Source organism: Bacillus paranthracis (genome assembly GCF_024296885.1).
Classification (GTDB): Bacteria; Bacillota; Bacilli; order Bacillales; family Bacillaceae_G; genus Bacillus_A; species Bacillus_A paranthracis.
In genome coordinates this window covers 1215421-1239161 of record NZ_CP101135.1, presented here as the reverse complement: position 1 = coordinate 1239161, position 23741 = coordinate 1215421, and the positions used below count along the sequence as shown (strand labels likewise).

22 protein-coding genes and 1 other annotated feature are annotated in these 23741 nt (G+C 35.8%); of the genes, 9 read left to right on the top strand and 13 right to left on the bottom strand.

Features of this window, described 5'->3' with window-relative positions:
* The first annotated feature begins 116 nt into the window (after positions 1 to 116).
* The 4 genes from NLJ82_RS06240 (at position 117) to NLJ82_RS06225 (ending at position 2570) form a co-directional block, all read left to right on the top strand.
* Entirely contained in the window at positions 117 to 695 is a 579-nt protein-coding gene (locus tag NLJ82_RS06240; protein WP_000191110.1) for a CYTH domain-containing protein, read from the top strand.
* Positions 696 to 875: 180 nt separating this feature from the next.
* Positions 876 to 1274, top strand: coding sequence for a globin domain-containing protein (locus NLJ82_RS06235; protein WP_000043379.1), 399 nt, complete (start codon positions 876 to 878; stop codon positions 1272 to 1274).
* Positions 1274 to 2167, top strand: coding sequence for a ClpXP adapter SpxH family protein (locus tag NLJ82_RS06230; protein ID WP_000360670.1), 894 nt, complete (start codon positions 1274 to 1276; stop codon positions 2165 to 2167). Before NLJ82_RS06235 ends, NLJ82_RS06230 begins: the two co-directional genes overlap by 1 nt.
* 229 nt (positions 2168 to 2396) lie before the next feature.
* Positions 2397 to 2570, top strand: a complete 174-nt coding sequence (locus tag NLJ82_RS06225; protein WP_000754592.1) for a hypothetical protein — start codon at positions 2397 to 2399, stop codon at positions 2568 to 2570.
* A gap of 117 nt (positions 2571 to 2687) precedes the next feature.
* Here NLJ82_RS06225 and pepF read toward each other — a convergent pair whose 3' ends face one another.
* The 4 genes from pepF to mecA form a co-directional block, all read right to left on the bottom strand.
* Complete coding sequence (pepF, locus tag NLJ82_RS06220; RefSeq protein ID WP_000003390.1) at positions 2688 to 4514, bottom strand: oligoendopeptidase F; 1827 nt, start codon at positions 4512 to 4514, stop codon at positions 2688 to 2690.
* 50 nt (positions 4515 to 4564) lie between these two features.
* Positions 4565 to 5809 (bottom strand): competence protein CoiA, encoded by a 1245-nt coding sequence (locus NLJ82_RS06215; protein ID WP_000612263.1) that lies wholly within the window; start codon positions 5807 to 5809, stop codon positions 4565 to 4567.
* Positions 5810 to 5889: 80 nt separating this feature from the next.
* The gene (locus NLJ82_RS06210; protein WP_000799204.1) at positions 5890 to 7434 is read right to left on the bottom strand and encodes a cardiolipin synthase; all 1545 of its coding nucleotides are present in this window, start codon (positions 7432 to 7434) and stop codon (positions 5890 to 5892) included.
* Positions 7435 to 7506: 72 nt separating this feature from the next.
* Complete coding sequence (gene mecA / locus NLJ82_RS06205) at positions 7507 to 8190, bottom strand: adaptor protein MecA (protein ID WP_000350710.1); 684 nt, start codon at positions 8188 to 8190, stop codon at positions 7507 to 7509.
* Between the two features lie 339 nt (positions 8191 to 8529).
* Between mecA and NLJ82_RS06200 the strand changes: the two genes are divergently transcribed.
* Positions 8530 to 9204 carry a TerC family protein gene (locus NLJ82_RS06200; protein WP_000362603.1) on the top strand — a complete coding sequence of 225 codons (675 nt, stop codon included), beginning with the start codon at positions 8530 to 8532 and terminating at the stop codon, positions 9202 to 9204.
* Between the two features lie 49 nt (positions 9205 to 9253).
* On the opposite strand, the gene spx is transcribed toward NLJ82_RS06200, so the two are convergent.
* Positions 9254 to 9649, bottom strand: coding sequence for a transcriptional regulator Spx (gene spx / locus NLJ82_RS06195; protein ID WP_000258267.1), 396 nt, complete (start codon positions 9647 to 9649; stop codon positions 9254 to 9256).
* Positions 9650 to 10241: 592 nt separating this feature from the next.
* Here spx and NLJ82_RS06190 point away from each other — a divergent pair.
* Entirely contained in the window at positions 10242 to 10445 is a 204-nt protein-coding gene (locus tag NLJ82_RS06190; RefSeq protein WP_000559978.1) for a hypothetical protein, read from the top strand.
* A 28-nt stretch (positions 10446 to 10473) separates the two neighbouring features.
* Here the strand turns inward: NLJ82_RS06190 and NLJ82_RS06185 are convergent, their stop codons facing one another.
* Positions 10474 to 12120: a peptide ABC transporter substrate-binding protein gene (locus NLJ82_RS06185; RefSeq protein ID WP_000728616.1), complete on the bottom strand. Its 1647-nt coding sequence runs from the start codon at positions 12118 to 12120 to the stop codon at positions 10474 to 10476.
* A gap of 352 nt (positions 12121 to 12472) precedes the next feature.
* Here NLJ82_RS06185 and NLJ82_RS06180 point away from each other — a divergent pair, with 352 nt between their 5' ends.
* Positions 12473 to 13918, top strand: coding sequence for an MATE family efflux transporter (locus tag NLJ82_RS06180; RefSeq protein WP_002091818.1), 1446 nt, complete (start codon positions 12473 to 12475; stop codon positions 13916 to 13918).
* Positions 13919 to 14062: 144 nt separating this feature from the next.
* On the opposite strand, the gene NLJ82_RS06175 is transcribed toward NLJ82_RS06180, so the two are convergent.
* The 5 genes from NLJ82_RS06175 to NLJ82_RS06155 all read right to left on the bottom strand — a co-directional run bounded on the left by NLJ82_RS06175 (position 14063) and on the right by NLJ82_RS06155 (position 19754).
* A complete protein-coding gene (locus NLJ82_RS06175) occupies positions 14063 to 14998 on the bottom strand; it encodes an ABC transporter ATP-binding protein (RefSeq protein WP_000166346.1) in 936 nt (311 codons plus the stop codon).
* Positions 14991 to 16034, bottom strand: a complete 1044-nt coding sequence (locus NLJ82_RS06170) for an ABC transporter ATP-binding protein (protein ID WP_000854346.1) — start codon at positions 16032 to 16034, stop codon at positions 14991 to 14993. Before NLJ82_RS06170 ends, NLJ82_RS06175 begins: the two co-directional genes overlap by 8 nt.
* Before the next feature lie 18 nt (positions 16035 to 16052).
* Positions 16053 to 17069 (bottom strand): oligopeptide ABC transporter permease, encoded by a 1017-nt coding sequence (gene opp3C / locus NLJ82_RS06165; protein WP_000974101.1) that lies wholly within the window; start codon positions 17067 to 17069, stop codon positions 16053 to 16055.
* The gene (opp3b, locus tag NLJ82_RS06160) at positions 17066 to 17995 is read right to left on the bottom strand and encodes an oligopeptide ABC transporter permease (RefSeq protein WP_000534165.1); all 930 of its coding nucleotides are present in this window, start codon (positions 17993 to 17995) and stop codon (positions 17066 to 17068) included. The genes opp3C and opp3b overlap by 4 nt, the downstream gene beginning before the upstream one ends.
* A 127-nt stretch (positions 17996 to 18122) precedes the next feature.
* Complete coding sequence (locus NLJ82_RS06155; RefSeq protein ID WP_000727234.1) at positions 18123 to 19754, bottom strand: peptide ABC transporter substrate-binding protein; 1632 nt, start codon at positions 19752 to 19754, stop codon at positions 18123 to 18125.
* Positions 19755 to 20073: 319 nt separating this feature from the next.
* Here NLJ82_RS06155 and NLJ82_RS06150 point away from each other — a divergent pair, with 319 nt between their 5' ends.
* A complete protein-coding gene (locus tag NLJ82_RS06150) occupies positions 20074 to 20454 on the top strand; it encodes a DUF3899 domain-containing protein (RefSeq protein WP_001044991.1) in 381 nt (126 codons plus the stop codon).
* Positions 20455 to 20559: 105 nt separating this feature from the next.
* Positions 20560 to 20776, top strand: a binding site (T-box leader).
* A gap of 75 nt (positions 20777 to 20851) precedes the next feature.
* Positions 20852 to 21841 (top strand): tryptophan--tRNA ligase, encoded by a 990-nt coding sequence (trpS, locus tag NLJ82_RS06145; RefSeq protein WP_000110985.1) that lies wholly within the window; start codon positions 20852 to 20854, stop codon positions 21839 to 21841.
* 158 nt (positions 21842 to 21999) lie between these two features.
* On the opposite strand, the gene NLJ82_RS06140 is transcribed toward trpS, so the two are convergent.
* Together NLJ82_RS06140 and NLJ82_RS06135 are read right to left on the bottom strand one after the other, a co-directional pair.
* On the bottom strand, positions 22000 to 22746 hold the full coding sequence (locus NLJ82_RS06140) for a YjbA family protein (RefSeq protein WP_000966138.1): 747 nt from the start codon (positions 22744 to 22746) through the stop codon (positions 22000 to 22002).
* 143 nt (positions 22747 to 22889) lie between these two features.
* The gene (locus NLJ82_RS06135) at positions 22890 to 23678 is read right to left on the bottom strand and encodes a DUF2268 domain-containing putative Zn-dependent protease (protein WP_000513292.1); all 789 of its coding nucleotides are present in this window, start codon (positions 23676 to 23678) and stop codon (positions 22890 to 22892) included.
* Positions 23679 to 23741 lie beyond the last annotated feature (63 nt).

Genomic DNA, 23741 nt, shown 5'->3' with positions numbered 1-23741 from the left:
TTACTTAACAGTATTATTGTATCATAACATGGACGCAAACAAATAAAACATTGAACCAAATTTGTGAAAAAGCGATAATGTGTAAAGAATTATTTTTCAAAAGGAGCGCGCATACAATGACACAAGAAATTGAAATTGAATTTAAAAATATTGTTACAGAAGAAGAATTCAATACATTATGTAAATCATTCTCTATTGAAGGATTTACGAAACAGGTGAATCACTACTTTGAAACACCGAGCTTCTCATTAAAAGAAGCTGGCTCTGCACTTCGTATTCGTCATAAAGGAGAAACTTATACATTAACATTAAAACAACCTGCAGAAGTCGGCTTGTTAGAAACGCATCAAGTTATAACAGCAGATGAAGCAAGATTGATGATGGAAACAAATACAATTATTCAAGGCGCTGTAGTAGATCAACTACACACATTACAAATTCCTGTTTCTGCTTTAACTTATATGGGTAGTTTAACAACTGAAAGAGCCGAAACACTATTTGAAGGCGGAACGCTTGTCTTTGATCATAGTTTCTATTACAATCACGATGATTATGAAATTGAATTTGAAGTGCAAGATGAAGAAGCAGGCAAAGCTGCCTTTATTCATTTGTTAAAGCAACACGACATACCAATCCGTCATACAAATAATAAAGTAAAACGCTTTTTCCTTGCCAAACAAAACAAAGCACGCTAAAGTGAAAATTCCACTAGTGAATACGTTCTACTAGTGGATACATCTCACTTTTTGAAAAAGAAAAGATTCTTTTACATCTGTAGAATAAGCAAAGAACGTTATGAAGGCGGTTTATTTGCCCTCCCTAACATTCCATTGCTACAATAGATATACATTTCATGGAAAAAGGAGTTTAAAAGGATGAGCAAGCAACCGATGACACCATTTGAAGCAATTGGCGGTGAACAATGCATTGCAATATTAGTAGACACATTTTATTCCTATGTCAGTAAACACCCTGACCTATCTCCCATCTTCCCGGATGATTTAACAGAAACAGCTAGGAAGCAGAAGCAATTTTTAACACAATATTTAGGTGGTCCTAATTTGTACACGGAAGAACATGGTCATCCTATGTTAAGAGCACGCCATCTCCCGTTTGAGATTACTCCAAAACGAGCAGAGGCTTGGCTATCGTGCATGGAGCAAGCAATGGATGACACAGGAGTGGACGGTCATATAAGAGAGTTCGTTTTTGAACGTTTAGCATTAACTGCTCAGCATATGGTTAATACTCCAGACGAAACAGGTGAAATATAATGGATAAACAGGAAGCAAAGTATATCAATATGCCATCTCCTTCCGCATGTGAGCATAAGTCTGTAGAAGCATATTTATTTATTGATCCACTTTGTAAAGATTGCTGGGAAATTGAGCCCTTTATTATTAAACTATGGCTTGAATACGGGAAATACTTCTCTATTCGTCATATCGTAACAGGAAAAGTGGACGGAACGAACGCTTCCTCACACAAATGGAATAAACCTGCTAATATTCGATTTGTGTGGGAAAAGACAACAAGTTTACAAGGTTTTTCATGTGATGGAAAGGTACATATGCAAGAAGCATCGTCAACACCATATTTAGTTTCGATGGCAATTAAAGCAGCGGAGTTGCAGGGCCGAAAAGCAGGTTCGAAGTTTTTGCGAAAACTCCAAGAATACATTTTCCTTGAAAATGTATCAAATCCTGACTGCGAATTATTACTTGCATGCGCAAAAGATAGCAATATTGATGTAGAAGAATTTAAAAAAGACCTATATTCCGCTAGCGCAAAAAAGGCTTTCCAATGTGACTTAAAATTCACAAATGAGATGCATATTACAGAAATACCTTCTCTCGTATTCTTTCATGCAAATTCAGATGAAGAAGGTATTAAAATCGCTGGAACGTATTCCTACGACGTCTACGTACAATTATTGAAAGAACTTGTAAAATGTGAAATCGAGCCAGAGCCATTACCACCTTTAGAAGTATTACTGGAAGCGACACAATTTATCTCTTCAAAAGAAGTAGCATTTATATATGACTGCTCGAAGCAAGAAATTGAACGTGAACTAAAAAAATTACAACTGAAACGAAAAGTACAAATGATTGACGTAAAATGTGAGCGTTATTGGAAATGGATAGCAAAAGAAAAAGACCTGGTGTAAACACCAGGTCTTCTTCTTTACGGCTTATAAAAATATTAAAGGGGATGGGAGAAATTTTCACGTTCAAACAAAGGGGTATATGTTTGTATGTGAATTCGTTCACGCTTATTATATTACAAGATTCGACGTCAGATGACAACCCCTTTTGTCGAATTTCACACTTTTGTCACATTCTAAACGTTTTCATTTTTGAATAAGCTATAAAAAAGCTATTTTGGAGGTGTTTTGTATGAAAAAAACGTATATTTTACTTATCATTCTAGCTATCATTGTTTCTTTTTTCTTGTACATCCTCTCCCTACTACAAGCTTTTCCTAAAATGATTGCCTTTCCTCTTTTATTTGGAGTCATTGTCATCGCTCTCTCTTATTTCAACCATAAAAAACGATTTAAAGGGTTTTAATGAACTGTAAAACTGCCTTCTAGTTTAGAAAAAAGAAGACAATTCGATTTATTTTCTCGACAAATATCGACAAAATGACATCAAGAAAAAGACGAGGCAAATTCCTCGTCTTTTCTATTACTTCTCTTCAAATAATAATGCTTCTAATTCATTTAATTTCTCTTCAAATACTTGCAATGCTTCTTTTACCGGTTCTGGAGATGCCATATCTACTCCAGCTTTTTTCAGCACTTCAATTGGGTAATCTGAGCTTCCTGCTTTTAAGAACTCATTAATGTAACGTTCTACTGCTGGTTGCCCTTCTTCTAAAATTTGTTTAGATAGAGCCGTTGCTGCACTAAATCCTGTTGCGTATTGGTATACGTAATAGTTGTAGTAGAAGTGCGGAATACGAGACCACTCTAAACCAATTTCTTCATCAATTACTAAAGCATCACCGAAATATTTCTTATTTAAATCATAGTAGATCTCCGTTAGCATATCTGGTGTTACCGCATGTCCCTCTTGTACTTTCTTATGAATAATATGCTCAAACTCTGCGAACATCGTTTGACGGAATACAGTACCACGGAATCCTTCTAAATAATGATTTAATAAGTATAGACGCTCTTTCTTATCTTCTGTCGTTTTTAATAAATAATCGTTTAGAAGCGCTTCATTACAAGTTGATGCTACTTCCGCAACAAAGATTGAATAATCCCCGTATACGTGCGGCTGCGTTTTTCTTGTGTAGTAACTATGGACAGAATGACCAAATTCATGAGCAAGTGTAAATAAATTATTTACATTATCATGCCAGTTCATTAAAATATAAGGATTTGTTCCATAGGCACCAGATGAATATGCTCCGCTTCGTTTTCCTTTATTCTCATACACATCTACCCAGCGATTTTCATATGCTTCTTTCAAAATATCAACATACTCATCACCAAGTACATGTAAAGACTTTAATAACATGTCTTGCGCTTCTTCATACTTCACATTCATTTTCACTTCTGGTACAAGTGGTGTATATAAATCATACATATGAAGCTCATCAAGCCCTAGTGCACGCTTACGAATATCAATGTAACGATGTAGCAAGTGTAAATTGTCATTTACAGATTGAACAAGTTGATCATACACCGCTTCAGGAATATTATTATTACTTAATGCTGCTTGACGTGCAGAGTCATATTTACGAACGCGTGCATTAAAGTTATTACGCTTCACAGCTCCGCTTAACGTACTTGCAAATGTGTTCTTATATTTCCCGTACGTTTCATATACAGCTTTGAATGCATCTTCACGCACACGACGATCATCACTTTCTAAAAACTGAATGTAACGGCCATGTGTAATTTCTACTTCTTCTCCATCCTCACCTTTAATAGATGGGAATTTCAAATCCGCATTATTCAACATACCAAATGTATTACTTGACGCACTCATTACTTCAGATGCTTCTGCTAATAAAGCCTCTTCCGCTTCAGATAATACGTGAGGGCGTTGACGCGTAATTTCTTCTAACGCATGTTCATATACACTTAAGTCTCTATTTTCTTTCAAGAATGTTTGCAATGTATCTTCTGAAATCGATAAAATTTCAGGCACAATATATGCTGTGCTACTAGATACTTGTGAATATAAATTTGTTGCACGGTCATTTAACGCTTGATACACAGAGTTTGTTGTATCTTGATCGTAACGCATATGTGCATATGTATATAGCTTACCTAATCGCATTGAAATTTCATCTTCATATTGCAATGCTTCAAGTAAATTGTTCGCAGAGTCACCAAGTTTCCCTTTAAATTCAGTTAACTTCGGTAATAGCTCTTTAATAGCTTGGAATTCTTGTTCCCATTCTGCATCTGTTTGGAAAATATCTTCTAATCGCCACGTACTTGATTCTTCAATTTCGTTACGATCCGGTAATGTTTTTGCTGTGTTTTGTTCAGACATGCTTTAAGCCCTCCTTTAAATATCTCTACTTACATACAATTCGATTTTTCTTATGTAATTCCTTCACGATCAGTCTTTATTATATCCGCTTTTCCTTCTCTCATGTTGTACTTTGCCTCAAATAAAGATAAGGCATACGCTAAACTCCTTTCATCATATTTCATAACCTCCTCCTCTGTTTTTAACATGGATATCCCCCGTATTTTCCGGTACTTATAAGTCCCTACTCTCTGCAAGACACCTACATAACATAAAAATGTCATATATTCAGTAACTGCCACTTTCCATATATGCTGTGAAAAGTACGGGAGCATACGCCTTTTCGTATACTTTTTTATATAACTACACACGTACTTGAGGGAAATACAATCCCCTACTGCAAGCTCACCTATACACTTCATATATAGAAAAGCTTGCCATATAAATGAATTTGTTTGAAAAGCAAATGAGGACGGGAGTGGCACACCAATTTCAGAAGGAAAATTTGCTGGGGTACATTTACATTGATATAAGAGGCGTAATAGTGATTTATCATTATAATTCAAGATGAGCAAAGCGTTTTGACGAAAATAATCCTTTCGCTTCTTCCATTCTCGGTTTAATACTTCCCTTTGGAAAGGAACAGGAGAAAAGAGCATTTCAAAAGTAGTCGTTTCAATTGGTAAATATATAATATGTGAAAAAGCAACGCTTGTAGAAAATGATGTAATAAACGTGCATTTCATAAATGATTTTTGTTTCGAACAGAAGAAAATAAGAAGTGGCTGAGGATAAGATTGTAAGGAGAAAGCCATAATTGAGGAGAATTTCATCCAGTATGCAGAGTGCTTTTTCAATTGATTTCCACCAATAATCCAAATGACTTGTATACCAGCTTTCCAATACGAATAGGTTCGTTTGCAGAGCTGCTCTATAGAAAGATTGGCGCATTGATATTCAATCGCAATTTTTCTCCCTGCTCTCTCTATAAAAATATCCGGTCGTTGCTGAATCTCTGGTAGATAATGCTCTATCTCTACATGAACTTTTTGACGTTTGAACCACCGATATAACAATTCTTTACCGTACATATGATATGTAGATTCTGCTTCATAAAAGGCTAAACATGAATCTACTTTCTTATGAGCAAAATGCCACCTTTTTTGTTTTCCTAATCTCATTAGTACTTCCTTCCCGCAAGCTATGCAAAAGAAACTTTCCCTTTTACGCATATGGTGTAAAAGCTCTTCATCATGATGATCGAGTAGATGAATTTTTTCTCCGTTTTCTCTTTTTGCGATAAATATTGGAATCACACCCTTTCAGCTCCTTATATTCTACAATTTATTACAAATTCCTTTTAAAAAAGAGATGTCCCAATTTTGGACATCTCTTTTTATAATAAAGGCGATAATAACCGGTACGTTGATTCAACAATTCGTCTATGAAGACGCCTTTTATGAAAACGATCGACATGAATTTCACTTGATTCTTCTAAATCGTCTTTAAAATCTTGAACAAGTTTTCGAATGCTATCTGTATCATATAAAAAGGCATTTACTTCAAAGTTCAAATGAAAACTTCTCATATCCATATTCGCTGTCCCAATTGAAGCTAAATCAGAATCGACAATGACAACTTTACTATGGAGAAAACCTTTTTCGTATTCATATATCTTTACCCCTGCATCTAAAAGCTCTGGGAAGTACGATCTCGATGCGTAAAAGACAGTTCGCTTATCAGGCTTACTCGGCATTAACAACCGAACATCAATACCAGCAAGTGCCGCTACTTTTAATGCGGATAAAATATCATCATCCGGAATGAAATACGGCGTTGCAATCCAAATGGATTTCCGCGCAGAAGCAATCATGGCAAAATATAAATGTTTAATTGTTTCCCATTTATTATCCGGCCCACCTGCAACGAGCTGCACGCCGCCCCAATGCTCCCCCTCAACTGCTTTCGCTTGTAAATATTCAGGGGCTAGCACAGCCTCGCCAGTCATATAAAACCAATCTTGAAGGAAAATAAGCTGCAAACTTTGCACAGCTTCCCCACGCAAATATAAATGCGTGTCTCGCCAAAAGCCGAAGTACTTATCCTTTCCTAAATATTCATCACCAATATTTAATCCACCTACAAATCCTTCATTCCCATCGATAATAACGATTTTTCGGTGATTTCGATAATTAATCTTATCGTTTAAAATCGGAAAACGTACAGGGAAGAACGGAATCATTTCGACACCTGCGTCGTTTAATTCTTCAATATATGATTTTGATAATTTAAAACTTCCAACCGCATCATATAAAAAACGAACGACTACGCCTTCTTTTGATTTTTGTATTAAAATATCTTTAATTTCTGTTCCAAGTTTATCATCACGCACAATGTAATATTCCATATGAATGTGATGTTTCGCTCGTTTTAATCCATCTAAAATAGCCTGAAACGTTTCATCTCCATTTGTTAATGTTCTCGTTTCAGTTTGAAATGAAATATTTAAAGCGCCTAAGCGATCCGCTAAACGAAATAACAGCTCTTGATGCTTATGATTGCGCAAAATCCGTTCTTCGTAATCTTCATGCCCCTTATATTGTAAAAACGCTTGTTCATCGAGCAACGCCTTCTTTTGGAACATTCTCTTCCTCCGAAAGTTCTGTCCGAATAATAAATAAGCGAAGAATCCAAATACCGGAAAAATCCCTAACACAATGAGCCATGTAAGTGTTTTTGACGGATGACGGTTCTCTAAGAAAATAACGCAACCAATTAAAAATGCAGATACCGTAAATAAAATACTAATAATACCTAAAATCGAAACATCTTTTATCCCAATTACATCCGAATAAAACGCTACATCAATAAACATACGTAATGACACAAATAATGCGAACAATAGTAAAACAAAGAAAATCAACTTTAACGTATTTTTCATCTCTTACCTCCTTACTAAGAAAGCTTTCCTATTCTTCATATAAAAAGCCGATTTCATACTACAGAAATCGGCCTACGTTTTAGCAGGAAAATTATTGCGAATTGTTTCAAGCGCATGCTCTTTCACAATTTGTTTCCCATACTCACTTACACGATGAATTGTTAAAGTTGATTCTTCCCCGTATTCTAAAACAATGCTTAAAATGCGATCAATTTCTTCTTCATCATGTAGCACTTCATCGAATTCCACATATACATAATAGCGGTCCTCAAATGAATACAGCTCATCTTTTATATCTTCAAAGATAAGACGATGACTTAATGAAATGACATCTTCAAAATCATTAAACTTAATTAAAAAGCCAAACGTACCATCTTCGTTAAAGTTTGTACCTGCTTGTTCCTCTACCTCTTCCACTAATTCTTGCTGGAATAATGATTCAATACCTTCATCTAGAGGAATGTCTATAATTTTATCTACACCTATTGGTAGTTCTAGCTTTTGTCCATCCTTTGAAAGTTCTGCTTTCGTTACAAGTACTTCAATCCCTTTATCGACTGCTTGCACTTGAATCCATAACGGCCCATCAATAAAGAAATCGTCATGATCACGAGCTTCGTCCATCATTTCCCAAAAGAGCTCTTCGCTTCTTTCGCGGTCATACCAAATTTCCTCACGATTAAAGCCTCTGTCCTCTATATCAATGTACGTAATAAAAAATTTCATCGTATGATCATTAATTCTTTCAATATCCAAAATACAACTCTCCCTTCCTGCTTAGAATTGTTATGAAGGGATTCCCCACTCATATGACAAATCAATAGATTCTTGTACTCTCATTTTATGATAAGATTCTCCAGAATGGAAATAAAATCGATTTATTTTACAAAAATAGTTATATACCTATCTTCATTCAATGGTATACACAAATATATCATTGTCGCGATGCCTCACTTATAAAAAATTTGGACATACATTTCCATCTTCCCCCGTACACTGTAATAAAGTGAAACTTTTATTAGAGAAGATGCTTTAGTCCTTTTCACCACATACATATAGTTCGCTTATTAAAACATCATAAATGGAGGCAGACGAATGGACTTAGAGTTTTTAACATCTGTACTAATGATTGTCGGTATCGATGTTGTATTAGGTGGTGACAACGCAATTGTCATCGCACTAGCTAGCCGAAATTTACCTGAATCGAAACGAAATAAAGCTATTTTGATCGGTACTCTTTTAGCAATCGTACTAAGAATTATCCTTACTATACTAGCTGTCTATTTGCTCGACATTCCATTTCTGCAACTTATCGGGGGCATTTTACTTACATTCATTGCAGTAAATTTACTAACTGATAATAGCAACGATCTTTCTTCTATTCAAGGAAAAACAACTTTATTTCAAGCTGTGCGTACAATTGTATTCGCGGACCTTGTTATGGGATTTGACAACGTTATCGCCATTGCAGGGGCAGCTCACGGAAGATTTTTACTCGTAATAATCGGTTTACTCATTTCTATCCCGATTATTATTTGGGGCAGCAAACTCATTTTAATACTTATGGAACGCTTTCCACTCCTCATTTATTGCGGGGCAGCAATTCTCGCTTATACAGCAGGTAAAATGGTCACACATGAAGACAGACTTGCAACCTTTTTTCATAACAACCCAAGTTTCACTGCAGGCATTCCTTACTTATTTATTTTCACCATCTTATGCATCGGCTTTATCGTTCAACGAGTTCGATTACGAAATTTGAAACATTAAAAAAAACCTTCTACTATATAATAGGTAGAAGGTTTTCATATTATTATAATTAATTTACAAGACGCTGTGCTTCACGTAATTGGAACGTTCTTACTGTACGTGGTAAGAAACGGCGGATTTCGTCTTCATTGTAACCTACTTGGAGGCGTTTCTCGTCAATCATAATTGGACGACGTAAAATCCCTGGATAGTCACGAATCATCTTATATAAATCTTGAAGTGGTAAAGACTCTAAGTTTACATTTAATTCTTGGAAAACTTTCGAACGAGTAGAAATAATCTCATCCGTTCCGCTTTCTGTCATACGTAAAATCTCTTTAATTTCCTCAATCGTTAATGGATCTGAGAAAATATTACGTTCTGTATAAGGAATATGATTTTCCTCTAGCCATAATTTCGCCTTTCTACAAGACGTACAGCTTGGAGAACTATATAATGTTACCATACAAAGCTCACTCTCCTTAAAGAGTACAAATTCTGTACTAATTACAGTTTAAATTTCTAAATTCAGCAATTTTTCGCGATACCTTGTCTTAAAACAAAGTGCAAAAATTGCTTTTCATGTAAGCAACAACTTTTAGTAAACAACAATTACTTTTAATAAGTAACTTCTATAATCATTATACAATAGATTTTGCAAGAAATATACAGTAAATTTCCTTCTAATTGAGAAAACTCTTCCGTGCATTTCACTGCTATGTAACATAATCACACTTACTTCAGCTGTTCTTTAACAATAATCTTCAACCCTCTTAACGCTTGCTTTTCATAGATTTTTCATATGATTTATAGTTATTCTCTCATAATCTTTCCTATGAAAAAGAGAACGTTTTCTTACCTTTTTTTGATAAATCAATTAAGAAATGTAAGACTATACAAGTGAGAATCGAAAGAACGTTTGTTCTCATTTTAACAAACATTCTCATTCATGTCCATACGATTTCTAAAATAAATCAAAAATTTTTCTGACATTTCTTTCTTTTTCATCTTTTATCTCATACAATAAAAATACAGACAGGCAAAGGGGGAATTTGCAAATGATTGCTTTTTTTATTGATTTTGTCACTGTTGCTGCCCTCATCATCGGAATAACAGCATTGATTGGCGTCATTACAAATAGTATTGGTGAAAAACTCTTTGGCGGAAAAGAAAAGATGAAGTTTGTTAATAAAAGTTTGGATGTACAATCCGGCTGGAACCAAGTTGGTGGGAAAGGTATTTATAAGAAACGTACGTATTAAAAAAAGCAGGCAATTACCTGCTTTTTTCTTATTTCTCTACTGACGCCCATTTAAAGCTTAAATCGCCACCATATTTATGGTTGTACATATTTTTAATGGAATCTCTTTGTAAGTATGCTCTACCACGTTGATATACCGGTACAATCGCAGCGTCATCAAGTAACATTTTCTCTGCTTCTAGTAAGCTTTTCCAACGAGCATTTACATCGCTTCCATCTTTTTTTGCTTTCATGATGATCTCATCATATTTCGGATTAGAATATTTCATTTTATTTTGTGATCCGTCAGTTACAAACATATCAAGATATGTAATTGGATCTGGGAAGTCTGCACTCCATCCAGAGAATGACATGACGAAATCGCCCGCATCTTCTAATTTTAGTTTTTGCGCGAATGGTTGTTGTTTAATTTTCACTGTTAAACCTGGTAAATTCTTTTCTAACTCACCTTTTAAATATTCCCCTGTTTTCTTCGATAATTCAACATCTTCGTTTAATAACTCTAATTCGATTTCATTTTTACCAAGCTCTTTTTTACCAGCTTCCCAATATTTCTTCGCTTCTTTCACGTTTGGTTTTACAATATCTCCATTTACAGCACGGAAGTCCTTTTTATCCGGTCCTTTAATGAAGTTATCAGGAATTAATCCTGTTGCTGGCTTAGAACCGTTATTTAATAATGTATCAACGAACGGTTTACGTTCAAAAGCAAGTGAAATTGCTTTACGAATATTTTTATTTGCTAACGCTGGATCTTTTTGATTTAAACGAAGGAAGAATACAGATGTATCTTCTACTGTTTGGAAATCTGGTTTTCCTTTATATTTATCGATGAACTCCGCTAATAACGTTGCTCGATCGACTGCGTTTGTTTCATATAAATTAATTGGTGTAGACGTATCTTTAACAATATTAAAGTTTACTTCCTCAATCTTCACTTCTTTATTATCCCAATATGACGAGCTCTTCGTCATTTTAAAGCTACGTTCATGTTGCCAATCACTTAATGTAAATGGTCCGTTATAAAGTGTTGTATTCGCTTCCAAACCAAACTTCGTACCTTGCTCTTTCACGAACTTTTCATTCACAGGATAGAAGATTGGATATACCATTAAATCTACAAGGTATGGAATGGAATTGTCTAATTCCACTTCTAATGTATAATCATCAATCGCCTTTACCCCTAATTGGTCCGGACTCATCTCTTTTTTGTTAATTTTCTCTGCATTTTTTATATCATACATAATGTACGCTGATTTCGCAGCTGTATCTGGGTTAATCGCTCTTTGCCATGCGTATACGAAATCTTTTGCCGTCACAGGCTCACCATTTGACCATTTTGCGTCTTCACGTAATGTAAATGTATATTTTTTACCGTCTTCTGACTTTTTAAATTCCTTTGCTACACCAGGAACTAGCTTATCATCTTTTCCTAAACTGTATAAGCCTTCCATCGTATTAGTCATTACTCTTGAAGAAACCGCATCAGCTGATAACGCTGGATCCATCGTTGGAATTTCTTGCGTTTCAATTAAGTTAATAACTTGCTTCGCACCGCTTTTCCCGCTATCCCCTTTTGCGTTCGCTTGCGGCTCATCTTTTTGGTAGCTACATGCCCCTAACATCATGCTCATTGCTACTGTTGATACTACAAAAACTGGCATCTTTTTTTTCATACTTCCACCCTCCACAAAAATGTTAGCCCTTTCATTTTTAAACAAAAAGAAATATATATATGTTCTAACAATTCATATTATACACACAAATATATTTTTTGTATATTTATATTTCTATTTTATTAAAATTTTCTGTTAAAACTTAATCCTTTGTAAACGTTTCATATTGCCGATTTTCCTTACTGAAGTGTCAGAAATAATTATTTTTATATTTTTCCAAATTATTAGATAAAAACAAAATTTATATTTTATAATACTTTGCGCATAATTATCCTTCTGTTTTTATCATAAAATAGCTCTCCCTTCATAATAAAGATATGTAGGTTAAAATGAGTGCAAAGGTTAAGAAAGTATGTTACGATACACTTTGCTAAAAATAGATATCGGTAAAGAGGGGACGGACATGACAGCAATTCAGGCAAAAAACGGGCCTACTGAGAAATTAAGTTTATTCTTATTAACATGGCCTATTTTTCTAGAAGTTTTTCTATTTATGTTAATGGGGATCGCTGATACTTTCATGTTAAGTGCATTATCAGATGATGCTGTATCTGGGGTTGGTGCAGCGAATCAATATCTCCATATCGCTATTTTGGTACTAGAAGTCATCGGGAACGGCGCAGCTATCGTCGTATCTCAATACCTCGGTTCCAAACGTTTTATGGAAGCATCTAAAATATCAGCTTTAGCCGTCACATTAAATTTAGTGGTCGGACTCGTTATAAGTGCTGGTTTTCTTTTATTTTCAAAACATATGATGATGGCGATGAACTTACAAGGCGATGTACTTATGTATGCACAGAGCTATTTATCTATCGTCGGAGGAGCTATTTTCCTTCAAGCTATTATTAATTCATTAGCCGCAATTATCCGCGTACATGGCTTCACAAAGCAAGCGATGTTTATTTCACTTGGAATGAATATTATTCATATCGCTGGAAACTACGTACTCATTTTCGGGAAATTTGGTTTCCCAGAACTCGGTGTACAAGGGGCTGCCATTTCTTCTGCTGTCAGCAGGCTAATCGCGCTTATCGTTTTCTTCTTGTTACTGTACCGCGTTATGGAGTACCGTGTAAAATTACAATACTACTTCACCTTATCAAAAGAATACATCGGGAAAATTTTAAAGATTGGGATTCCATCTGCATTTGAGCAGGTTATGTATCAAGCTTGCCAAATTGTCTTCTTATACTATGCAACATATTTAGGAACGGAATCGTTAGCGGCTAGACAATACGCTACGAACATCTCTATGTTCACTTATTTATTCGCTATTGCAATCGGTATGGGAACTGCAATTATTATCGGACGCCTCGTTGGCGGTGGTGAAAAAGATGAAGCGTATGAACGTGTATGGAAAAGTGTAAAGTGGGCGATTGGTGTCACTTTATGTATGGTTGCTCTCGTTATTACATTCCGCACACAATTAATGGGACTATTTACAGATAATCCGCACATTATTGCGTTAGGTGCGTCAGTTCTTTTACTAAGTGTACTACTTGAAACAGGGCGTACGATGAACATCGTCATCATCAATTCACTTCGCGCAGCTGGTGATGCAAAATACCCAGTTTTAATCGGCGCATTCTCTATGGTGTTAATGAGTTTACCACTCGGTTACTTTTTCGCCTTCCATTTAGATATGGGACTCGTTGGTATTTGGCTAGCAATCGCTATTGATGAATGGACACGTGCTATTATTATGTTCTTCCGCTGGAAAAGTAGAGCATGGGAGCGTTATGCACTTGTTAAACCTGAAGAACAAGAGGAGATTGTTTCTGTTCAGGTGCAATAATACTCGTTTAATTAAGGCGTAGTCTTTAGTATAGGAAACTTATATCTGCGATTCTTTAAATATATCGACTTACCGAGAAATATTGACAACTCTTTTATATAGTAAAAAAATCCATTCTTCTGTGATAGAAGAATGGATTTTTTATTATTGATAAATCTCTTTATATTTCTTATACTCTGCTTCAGAACATAGTACGAAATGTCCCGGGCGAATTTCACGCATTGTCGGTTCTTCACTACCATAATTATGCTGAGATGGATCGTATACGATACGTTTACGATTACGCTCATAATCTGGATCTGGAAGTGGAATCGCTGATAATAGTGATTTAGTATATGGATGAATTGGATTCGCATATAACTCATCACTTGTTGTTAATTCAACAATTTGACCACGATACATTACGCCAATGCGGTCACTAATGTATTTTACCATTGATAAATCATGGGCAATGAATAAGTATGTTAAACCTTTTTCTTTTTGTAACTTTTTCAGTAAGTTTACAACTTGCGCCTGGATTGATACGTCAAGTGCTGAGATTGGCTCATCGGCAATGATAAATTCAGGTTCTACAGCAAGTGCACGAGCGATACCGATACGTTGACGTTGTCCACCTGAGAATTCATGAGGGAAACGGTTTGCGTGCTCTTTATTTAAACCAACTGTGTTTAATAATTCATGAACACGGTCCATACGCTCTTTTTTGTTTTTCGCTAATCCGTGAATATCAATACCTTCTGCAATAATATCCCCTACTGTCATACGCGGGTTTAATGATGCATATGGATCTTGGAAAATCATTTGCATTTTACGGTTGAATTTCTTCAGTTCTGCGCGTGATTTTTTACCATGTACATTTTCACCATCAAACAATACTTCACCAGCAGTTGCATCATATAAACGAATGATCGTTCTTCCAGTTGTTGATTTACCACAACCCGATTCTCCTACAAGACCAAATGTTTCTCCGCGGTAAATATCAAATGAAATATCATTAACCGCTTTGACAACACCACCACTCACGTCGAAGTGCTGCTTTACATTTTTTACTTCAATTAATTTCTCACGTTGTTTAGTCATGTTGTTCACCTGCTTTCATTTGAAGAATGCGTTTTTCAACGACTGCCGGCGGTTTTACTTCTGGAGCTTGCTCATGAAGTAACCAAGTTGCCGCATAGTGTGTATCACTTACTTTAAATAAAGGTGGGTCCATTTCAAAATCAATTTTCAGTGCCTGTGGGTTACGTGGTGCAAAAGCATCTCCCTTTGGCGGCTTCAATAAATCTGGAGGCGTTCCAGGAATTGCATATAACTCTTCTTCTGAACCATCTAAACTTGGCATAGATGCGATTAAGCCCCAAGTATATGGATGTTTTGGATTGTAGAAAATTTCATCTACAGTTCCGATTTCAACAACTTTACCAGCGTACATAACTGCTACGCGGTCCGCAACGTTCGCCACTACACCTAAGTCATGCGTAATGAAAATGATTGCTGCTTCTGTTTTTTGCTGAATGTCCTTCATAAGCTCTAAAATTTGCGCCTGAATTGTAACGTCTAGCGCTGTTGTCGGCTCATCGGCAATCAATAGTTTTGGGTTACAAGCTAATGCCATCGCAATAACTACACGCTGCCTCATACCACCAGAGAATTGGTGCGGATATTGTTTTAAACGAGCTTCTGGATTTGGAATACCTACAAGGTCGATTAATTCCAACGCAACTTTACGTGCGTCTGCTTTACTCATTCCTTGGTGTTTAATAAGGCCTTCCATAATTTGATTTCCAATTGTCATCGTTGGGTTTAATGATGTCATTGGATCTTGGAAAATCATCGCGATATCTTTACCACGTACTTGCTGCATTTCTTTTTCTGTTAATTTCGTTAAGTCACGACCTTCAAATACGATTTCACCATTTTTAATGCGTCCAGGAGGATTCGGAATTAATCCCATTAACGCTTTAGAAGTAACTGATTTCCCAGAACCAGATTCTCCTACAATCGCTAATGTTTCTCCTTTTTTCAAATCAAAAGTAACGCCGCGTACAGCTTGTACTTCACCTGCATGTGTATCAAAGGAGACTTGTAAATCTTTTACCTCTAACAGTGTTTTCATCTTTGCCTCTCCCCTCTTTTACTTACGCATTTTTGGATCTAACGCATCGCGTAATCCGTCTGCCATTAAGTTAAACGCTAAAATTAATATACTGATGACAACCGCAGGGATGAACATCATATGCGGATACGTTTGAATTGATTTATAACCGTCATTTACAAGAGAACCAAGTGATGCGAATGGTGGCTGAATACCTAAACCGATGAAGCTTAAGAACGCCTCACCAAACACCGCTGTTGGAATTGTAAACATTGTCATTACAATAATTGGTCCCATTACGTTCGGAATTAAGTGCTTTACAATTAATTGTGTATTTGTTGCACCTAATGTACGAGATGCTAATACGTATTCTTGATTTTTTAATTTAAGGATTTGTCCACGAACGATACGCGACATCCCTATCCAACCTGTAATTGCCATTGCGAGTGTAATTGACCATATACCAGATCCCATAATGATTACCATTAAAATAACGATGATTAAGTATGGAATACCGTTAATAATCTCCATAATACGTTGCATAATGTTATCTACTCTACCGCCATAGAACGCTGAAATACCTCCATATGCAACCCCAATTACTAAGTCAATTGCTGCTGCTAAAAGAGCGATATATAATGATACGCGTGTACCTTCCCATGTTCTTGTCCATAAATCGCGTCCAAGATCATCTGTACCAAACCAGAAATACTCTTTAATATCACGTTTTTCATATTGGTCAACACCATATTGATCTGTACCGTCAAATGGTAACCAATGAACATTTTCAATAACTGGAATTTTCGGTGGCAATTTTGCACGTCCTAAATCTTGCTCTTTATACGAGTGCTTACTTACCATCGGTCCGAAGATTGCTAGTAAGATAATAAGCGTTAATAAAACTAAACCAAACATTGCTCCTTTATGTTGGAACAAACGTCTTCTTACATCTTGCCAAAACGTTAAGCTTGGACGGGCAATGACTTCATTATCCACATTATTTTGATTAGCTTGTTGAAATAAGTCTGGAGATAATTTTTGTACATCTTTCATCATTTTTTCCCTCCCGCTAAACGAATACGAGGATCAATAATTCCGTATAAAATATCAACAATGAAAATAACTAAGATGAAGATCGCACTATAGAAAATTGTAGTTCCCATAATAACTGTATAGTCATTCACTGTAATAGATTTAACGAACTGTTCCCCTAGTCCTGGTACAGCATAAATTTGCTCAATAACTAATGTACCTGTAATTAACCCTGCAACCATTGGTCCTAAAATTGTTACAACTGGAATTAACGCGTTACGAAGGGCGTGTTTAATAATGATAACGCCTTGGCTAATTCCTTTCGCTTTCGCTGTTAAAATGTAGTCAGCTTGCATAACTTCAATTAACTCTGCACGAGCGAAACGTGCGATTGTTGCGATAACTGCCATCGATAAAGCGATTGTAGGCATTACTGTAAACTCTGGTCCTTTCCAGAATGCTACTGGGAACCATCCAAGTTTTACCCCTACGAAATATTGTAGTAATGCGGCGAATACGAACGATGGTACCGACATCCCGAGTACGGAAATAATTGTCGCTCCATAATCGACCCACGTATTGTTACGAAGTGCCGCAACGATTCCTAAAATTAAACCGATAAATGTTCCTAATATAATCGCTTGTAAACCAAGTTGTGCTGATGGTCCAATGCGATCCACAATCATATCTGTTACTGGACGGTTATCATATTGGAATGATACCCCTAAATCACCTTTTGCTAAGTTACCTAAGTAACGTGCATATTGAACTGGTACTGGATCATTTAAACCATATTTTTCAAGAATGATTTCTTTTTGTGCCGGTGATAACTTCTCCTGGTTTTTAAGCGGAGAACCCGGAAGTAATTTCATTAAAAAGAAAGTCAGTGTAGTAATTAAAAATAATGTCAAAGCCATGTACACGAAACGTTTTAATACATAACGTCCCATAGTCAAGCACCTCCCCGTTTTTCTCAAAAGCAATAAGATAGTTTAAAATATTCTTACTTTTATTTTTTTAAAATAAGAGCATATGCCCATCATAGGCATATACCCTTATTCATGATGGAAACCATTTTTATTTTTTTAGTTCAACCCACTTATAGCTAAATTCTCCGCCATATTTATGTTCTAATAGGCCAGTAATTGAGCCACGTTGTAAATAAGCTTTTCCTGGTTGATATACTGGAGCAATTGCTGCATCTTCAAGCAGTTGTTTTTCCGCTTGTAATAATGCATCCCAACGAGCTTGTACATCAACTTCTGTTTTTGCTTTTTTAATTAAATCATCATACGCTGGGTTTGCGTAATGTACTTTGTTTTGCGCATTACCTGTCGTATACATTTCAAGGAATGACATTGGATCCATATAATCTGGACTCCATCCCGCATATGACATTGCATAATCTCCACTTGCTTCAAGTTTTAATTTTTGTGCAAATGGCTGCATTTTTGTTGGAACTGTTAAACCTGGTAAGTTCTTTTCAAATTGACCTTTTAAATACTCTCCGATTTTTTTAGCATCATCAGTATCAAAGTTTAATAGCTCTAACTCTACTTTGTCTACACCAAGTTCTTTTTTACCAGCTTCCCAGTATTTTTGTGCTTCTTTCATATCCTCTTTTATAAGCTTTCCGTTTTCTTCACGGAAGTCTTTTCCATTCGGACCTTTTGCTAAGCCTTTCGGAACAAAACCATATATACCCTCTGAACCATCGTTTAAGATCACTTTTCCGATGTTTTCACGTTCAAAGGACATTGCAATTGCTTTTCGGATATTTTTATTTGCTAAAAATTTATTCTTTTCATTTAAGCGAATAAATTGTGTAGATGGTCTCTTAATCGTTTTAAAGTCAGCATCTGATTTGTATTTATCTACAAACTCTGATGTTAAGACTACACGATCAATTGCTTTCGTTTCATATAGATTTATAGCAGTTGAACGATCCTTAACAATATTGAAGTTTATTTCCTCAAGTTTTACTTCTTTATTTTCCCAATACGTTGGATTCTTCTTAAGTTGGAAACTTTGTTCGTGCTTCCATTCATTTAATACGAATGGACCATTATAAAGTGTCGTATTGGATTCTAATCCAAATTTTGCTCCTTGTTCTGTTACAAACTTCTCATTCAAAGGATACAATGTTGGATAGACTGTTAAACTTACAAAATAAGGAACAGGGTTATCTAATTCCACTTCAAGTGTATGATCATCAATTGCCTTTACACCAAGTTCTTCAACTGGTAACTCTTTTTTGTTAACTTTCTCCGCATTTTTAACATCAAATAGTATGTAAGCAAACTTGGCACCCGTGTTTGAATCTACAGCTCTTCGCCAAGAATAAACGAAGTCCTTCGCTGTTACAGGTTCACCATTAGACCATTTCGCATCTTCACGTAACTTAAACACATACTTTTTGCCATCCTCTGATTTCTCATAAGATTTAGCGACACCCGGAACAAGTTTATCATCTTTCCCCAGACGATATAACCCTTCCATTGTGTTATTCATGATGTTAGAAGATGTTGCATCTGTTGATAACGTCGTATCCATAGTTGGGATTTCAGCTGTCTCAGTTAGATTTAACACTTGCTTGTTTGAGGATTTTTCTTTCGCGCCTGCTTTATTATCCTCTTTTTGGTAACTACAAGCTCCTAACATACTGACAGTCAACGTCGATGCAAGTAATAACGGTATCTTTTTCTTCATGTTGTGTTGCCTCCCCTAATTGCACTTCCTGTACCCTCACTTGTAAAAAAGTAGAATTGAAAGAATAATCTCCAAGTTTCTACAATTTTCATTATACATATAATATGACGATTGTGAATATAGTTTTTTGTTTTTTTGTTAAAATTTTTAATAAAATGTTTATATTTTTATTTTTTTGTAAAGGGATACGTTAACATTGCTACCATCATCTTGCAATCAGACCTTTAATTGCGTATAATTTTCAAAAAATTAATTCTAGTACATATTATAGCTTTTATAGTATAATAATTCTAGTAACATTTTGACGGAGGGGAACATTTTGAATAAAGTTTTTTTTCATACTTGTATACTAATTTTCATAGCGATAATTGCTTCTAGTATTGGCGCATTCCTTGTTTCATCGCAGTTTTTGTTGAATTTTGTCAACATCTCGTTCTATATCGCACTATTTTTTATTCTTATAGGCGGTTTTTTATTCATATTTCAAAATGGATTTTTTAATGTAACAATTTACGCCTTCCAAAGAGTATTTGGTACGAACAAAAAAATCGACTCTTTAATTGAAGAAGTAGAGGAACCTGTCGATAAGAAAGAACGTATTTATAAAACATATTCATTCAAATGGACGTATCCAATTTGCATTACCGGTATCGTTCTTGGGTTGTTCTCGACCTTCATTAGCTTTACTATTTTGATGTAGTTTGCAAACACTATCCCATATGATATAATAATCTGCAAAACATTTTGTTATAAAACTTTAGTTCTTTCATATTTAAAGAGCTCAAGTAACAATAAATAAATTTATATGTATGCGATGATAAAGAAGAGTACATATTGAGGCAATTTCAGAGAGCTTGTGGCTGGTGTGAACAAGTAATTGTACAGTATGGAATGGGCTTTTGAGCTCCAAACCGAACCGAAAGTAGTAGGCTTTGGCGTTATATCCAAACGTTATTATGGATTAGAGAGATTTCACAGTAGTGAAATAATTAGGGTGGTACCGCGGTCCATTCGTCCCTATAGTTTTTTGGGATGAATGGGCTTTTTTGTTTGCCTTCTCTTCCCTATCACGCATTCAAATTTAGGAGGAATTACTTATGTCAGTTATCTTTTCTGGTATTCAGCCGAGTGGAACGATTACACTTGGAAACTATTTAGGGGCTATGAAGCAATTTACAGAGCTTCAAAACGAACACGACTGTTATTTCTGTATTGTAAATCAACATGCGATTACAGTGCCTCAAGATCCCGTCGGGCTTCGTAAAAACATCCGCAGTCTTGCTGCACTTTATGTAGCATGCGGTATCGATCCTGAAAAAGCTACGTTATTTGTACAATCAGAAGTACCGGCACACGCTCAACTAGGATGGATTATGCAATCAGTTGCTTACGTTGGAGAATTAGAGCGTATGACGCAATATAAAGATAAAGCGTCAGGTAGAGATTCAGTACCAGCTGGATTACTAACGTATCCACCATTAATGGCTGCTGATATTTTACTTTACAACACTGAAATCGTGCCTGTTGGTGATGACCAAAAGCAACATATGGAATTAACACGTGACCTAGCAGAGCGTTTCAACAAACGCTTCCGTGAAGTATTCACAATTCCTGAAATTCGCATTCCAAAAGTAGGAGCTCGCGTTATGTCACTAACAGAGCCTACGAAAAAAATGAGTAAATCTGATCCGAATCCAAAATCAATGATCAGCATGCTTGATGAACCAAAAACAATTGAAAAGAAAATTAAGAGTGCTGTAACTGACTCTGAAGGTATCGTGAAATTTGATAAAGAAAACAAACCTGGCATCTCTAACTTATTAACAATTTACTCTTCATTCTCTGGAAAAACAGTTGAAGAAATTGAAGCAATGTACGAAGGAAAAGGATACGGCGACTTCAAAGGCGACTTAGCGCAAGTAGTCGTAGAAGCAATTCGTCCAATCCAAGACAAATATAACGAACTAATCAACTCACCAGAACTAGACGAAATTCTAGACAAAGGTGCCGAAAAAGCAAACCGCGTCGCATTCAAACAACTACGCAAAGTAGAAAACGCAATGGGACTAAGCAGAAAACGTAGGTAATTTATAAAGCGGAGGCGGCTCGTTCAGCTCTGACTGGCTAAGGTTCTTTCGCATAAAAGGCGCTTTTTGCCTTCTTATGCGGAAGGTTCTTAGACACGAAGAGCTTGCCGCTGGAGCAAGACTACAACAAATTAAAAAAACCGCCAATCGGCGGTTTTTTAATTTACCTTTTGCTCGTTTTCCATTTCCCATAACTTTTCAAAAAATGGCTGTCCTTTTACGAGACGCTCGCATAATTGTTCGTGCTTCTCAGACCAACCTGTTTTCGCTTCCTCATACAGCTTAGCCCAAATATCTTCAAATTCCATATGTTGAACCATTCCGTATGCTGATGGATCCCACTCTGTGAACCAATAGCGAATTTCTGCTGTGTTTTTCGTTGTATGTAATTGATCTAACGCCATAAATAGTAATTGTTTAAGCTGCCTTTCTTTACGAGTTAAGCCATTCATAATGAAAGGTGATGGTGATAAAATATGATGTTCTTTTTCCATTTCTTCTACTTGGAACTCATACTTTTCTGCTTGTACGTTTTCTACCATCTCATATACCATCTGCTCTTGGCGCGGTATAAGTCTGCTCTTTCGAATTGGCACGTTGTAACCAATTGTATCAATTGCAATAATTCCTTTTCCATCTGTAACTACAAAGCAATACTCTTGCTGCAAACGTTCATGATTTTTACGAATATAAGCCTTATGATGTACGTCTTCCAACATTTTTTGCGGAAGCTCTAACAATTCGTTCTCGATGTAATGATATAATGTGGAATCTACTTTTAATAATGGCACTTGATCTAATAGCTCAATCGTATCATCTTTCCGCCATTCGTAAAAATGACAAACGTTATACCCATTCTCTTCACCTTCAAACCAATTTACCCATACATCATGTAGATATAACATTCACTACCCCTCACTTCACTACTGTTTGTATCCATCATTATGTTCAATTTTTCTTAACTTTATTCCACCTAAGGAAATATATTCTAATTATTATTTTTTCTTCTATTAATACTAAAAAAACAGGAAAGAGAGCTCCTGTTTTTTTATATATGAAATGTATTGGCTTTATTTAATATTTCTTTCGCATCTATAGGCAATAAAGAAAGTGTATCTTCTCCTTGCAAAGTTACACAATCTTTGACAATATGAAATCCAAGCGCATAGCCAAGCATCTTCGGATAAGAGTGAAATCCATTTAATAAGATGTCGTGCTCCCTTGTTCCTCGCTTTATACTTATTCTTTCATGTACAACATTTTTCCAATAATATATAGCCTCTTCTTTTGAAAGATACGTCGTCCACGGTGCATTGTTTTTTTCTGAATATCTTTCCGTTACCGCTTGCTCAGCTAACCCTTCCATAATCATCGTATCAAGTAATGTATATTCCGTTTCTTTCGTCTCAATTTGATGCAACCTGCATATATGATGATATTCATGCGCCAATAGCACTTTTAATTCTTCCACCGAATTCCGCCCACATACGAATAAGAAAATAACGTGACGCATAGATAATCCAGCCCTGCCGTTATACTCTTCTTGTACAGTTCGATTATAGGAATCTGATAATAGAATAAAAACAGGGACATCTGGACCTTTTAACCAATTTTTCAGTTTCTCATACTCCGCACGTAACTCTTTCCAAACTTCCTTTTTCTCTAACTCTTTAATTTCTCGTTCTCCTCGCATAACAGGGCGATACATACCTTTAGAAATTAAAAAGCGATACAACCTTTCTTTTGGCAGCGGGATATACTTCGTAAACTTCTCACACAGCTTTTCTGGCCGTCCATAATATAGATGTAACCACTCAGCAGTTTCAACAATCCCCATCTTTATCCCTCCTTTTTCTTATGTATATGCAAAAGGAGAAAAAGGCGTAAAAATAAATAAGGA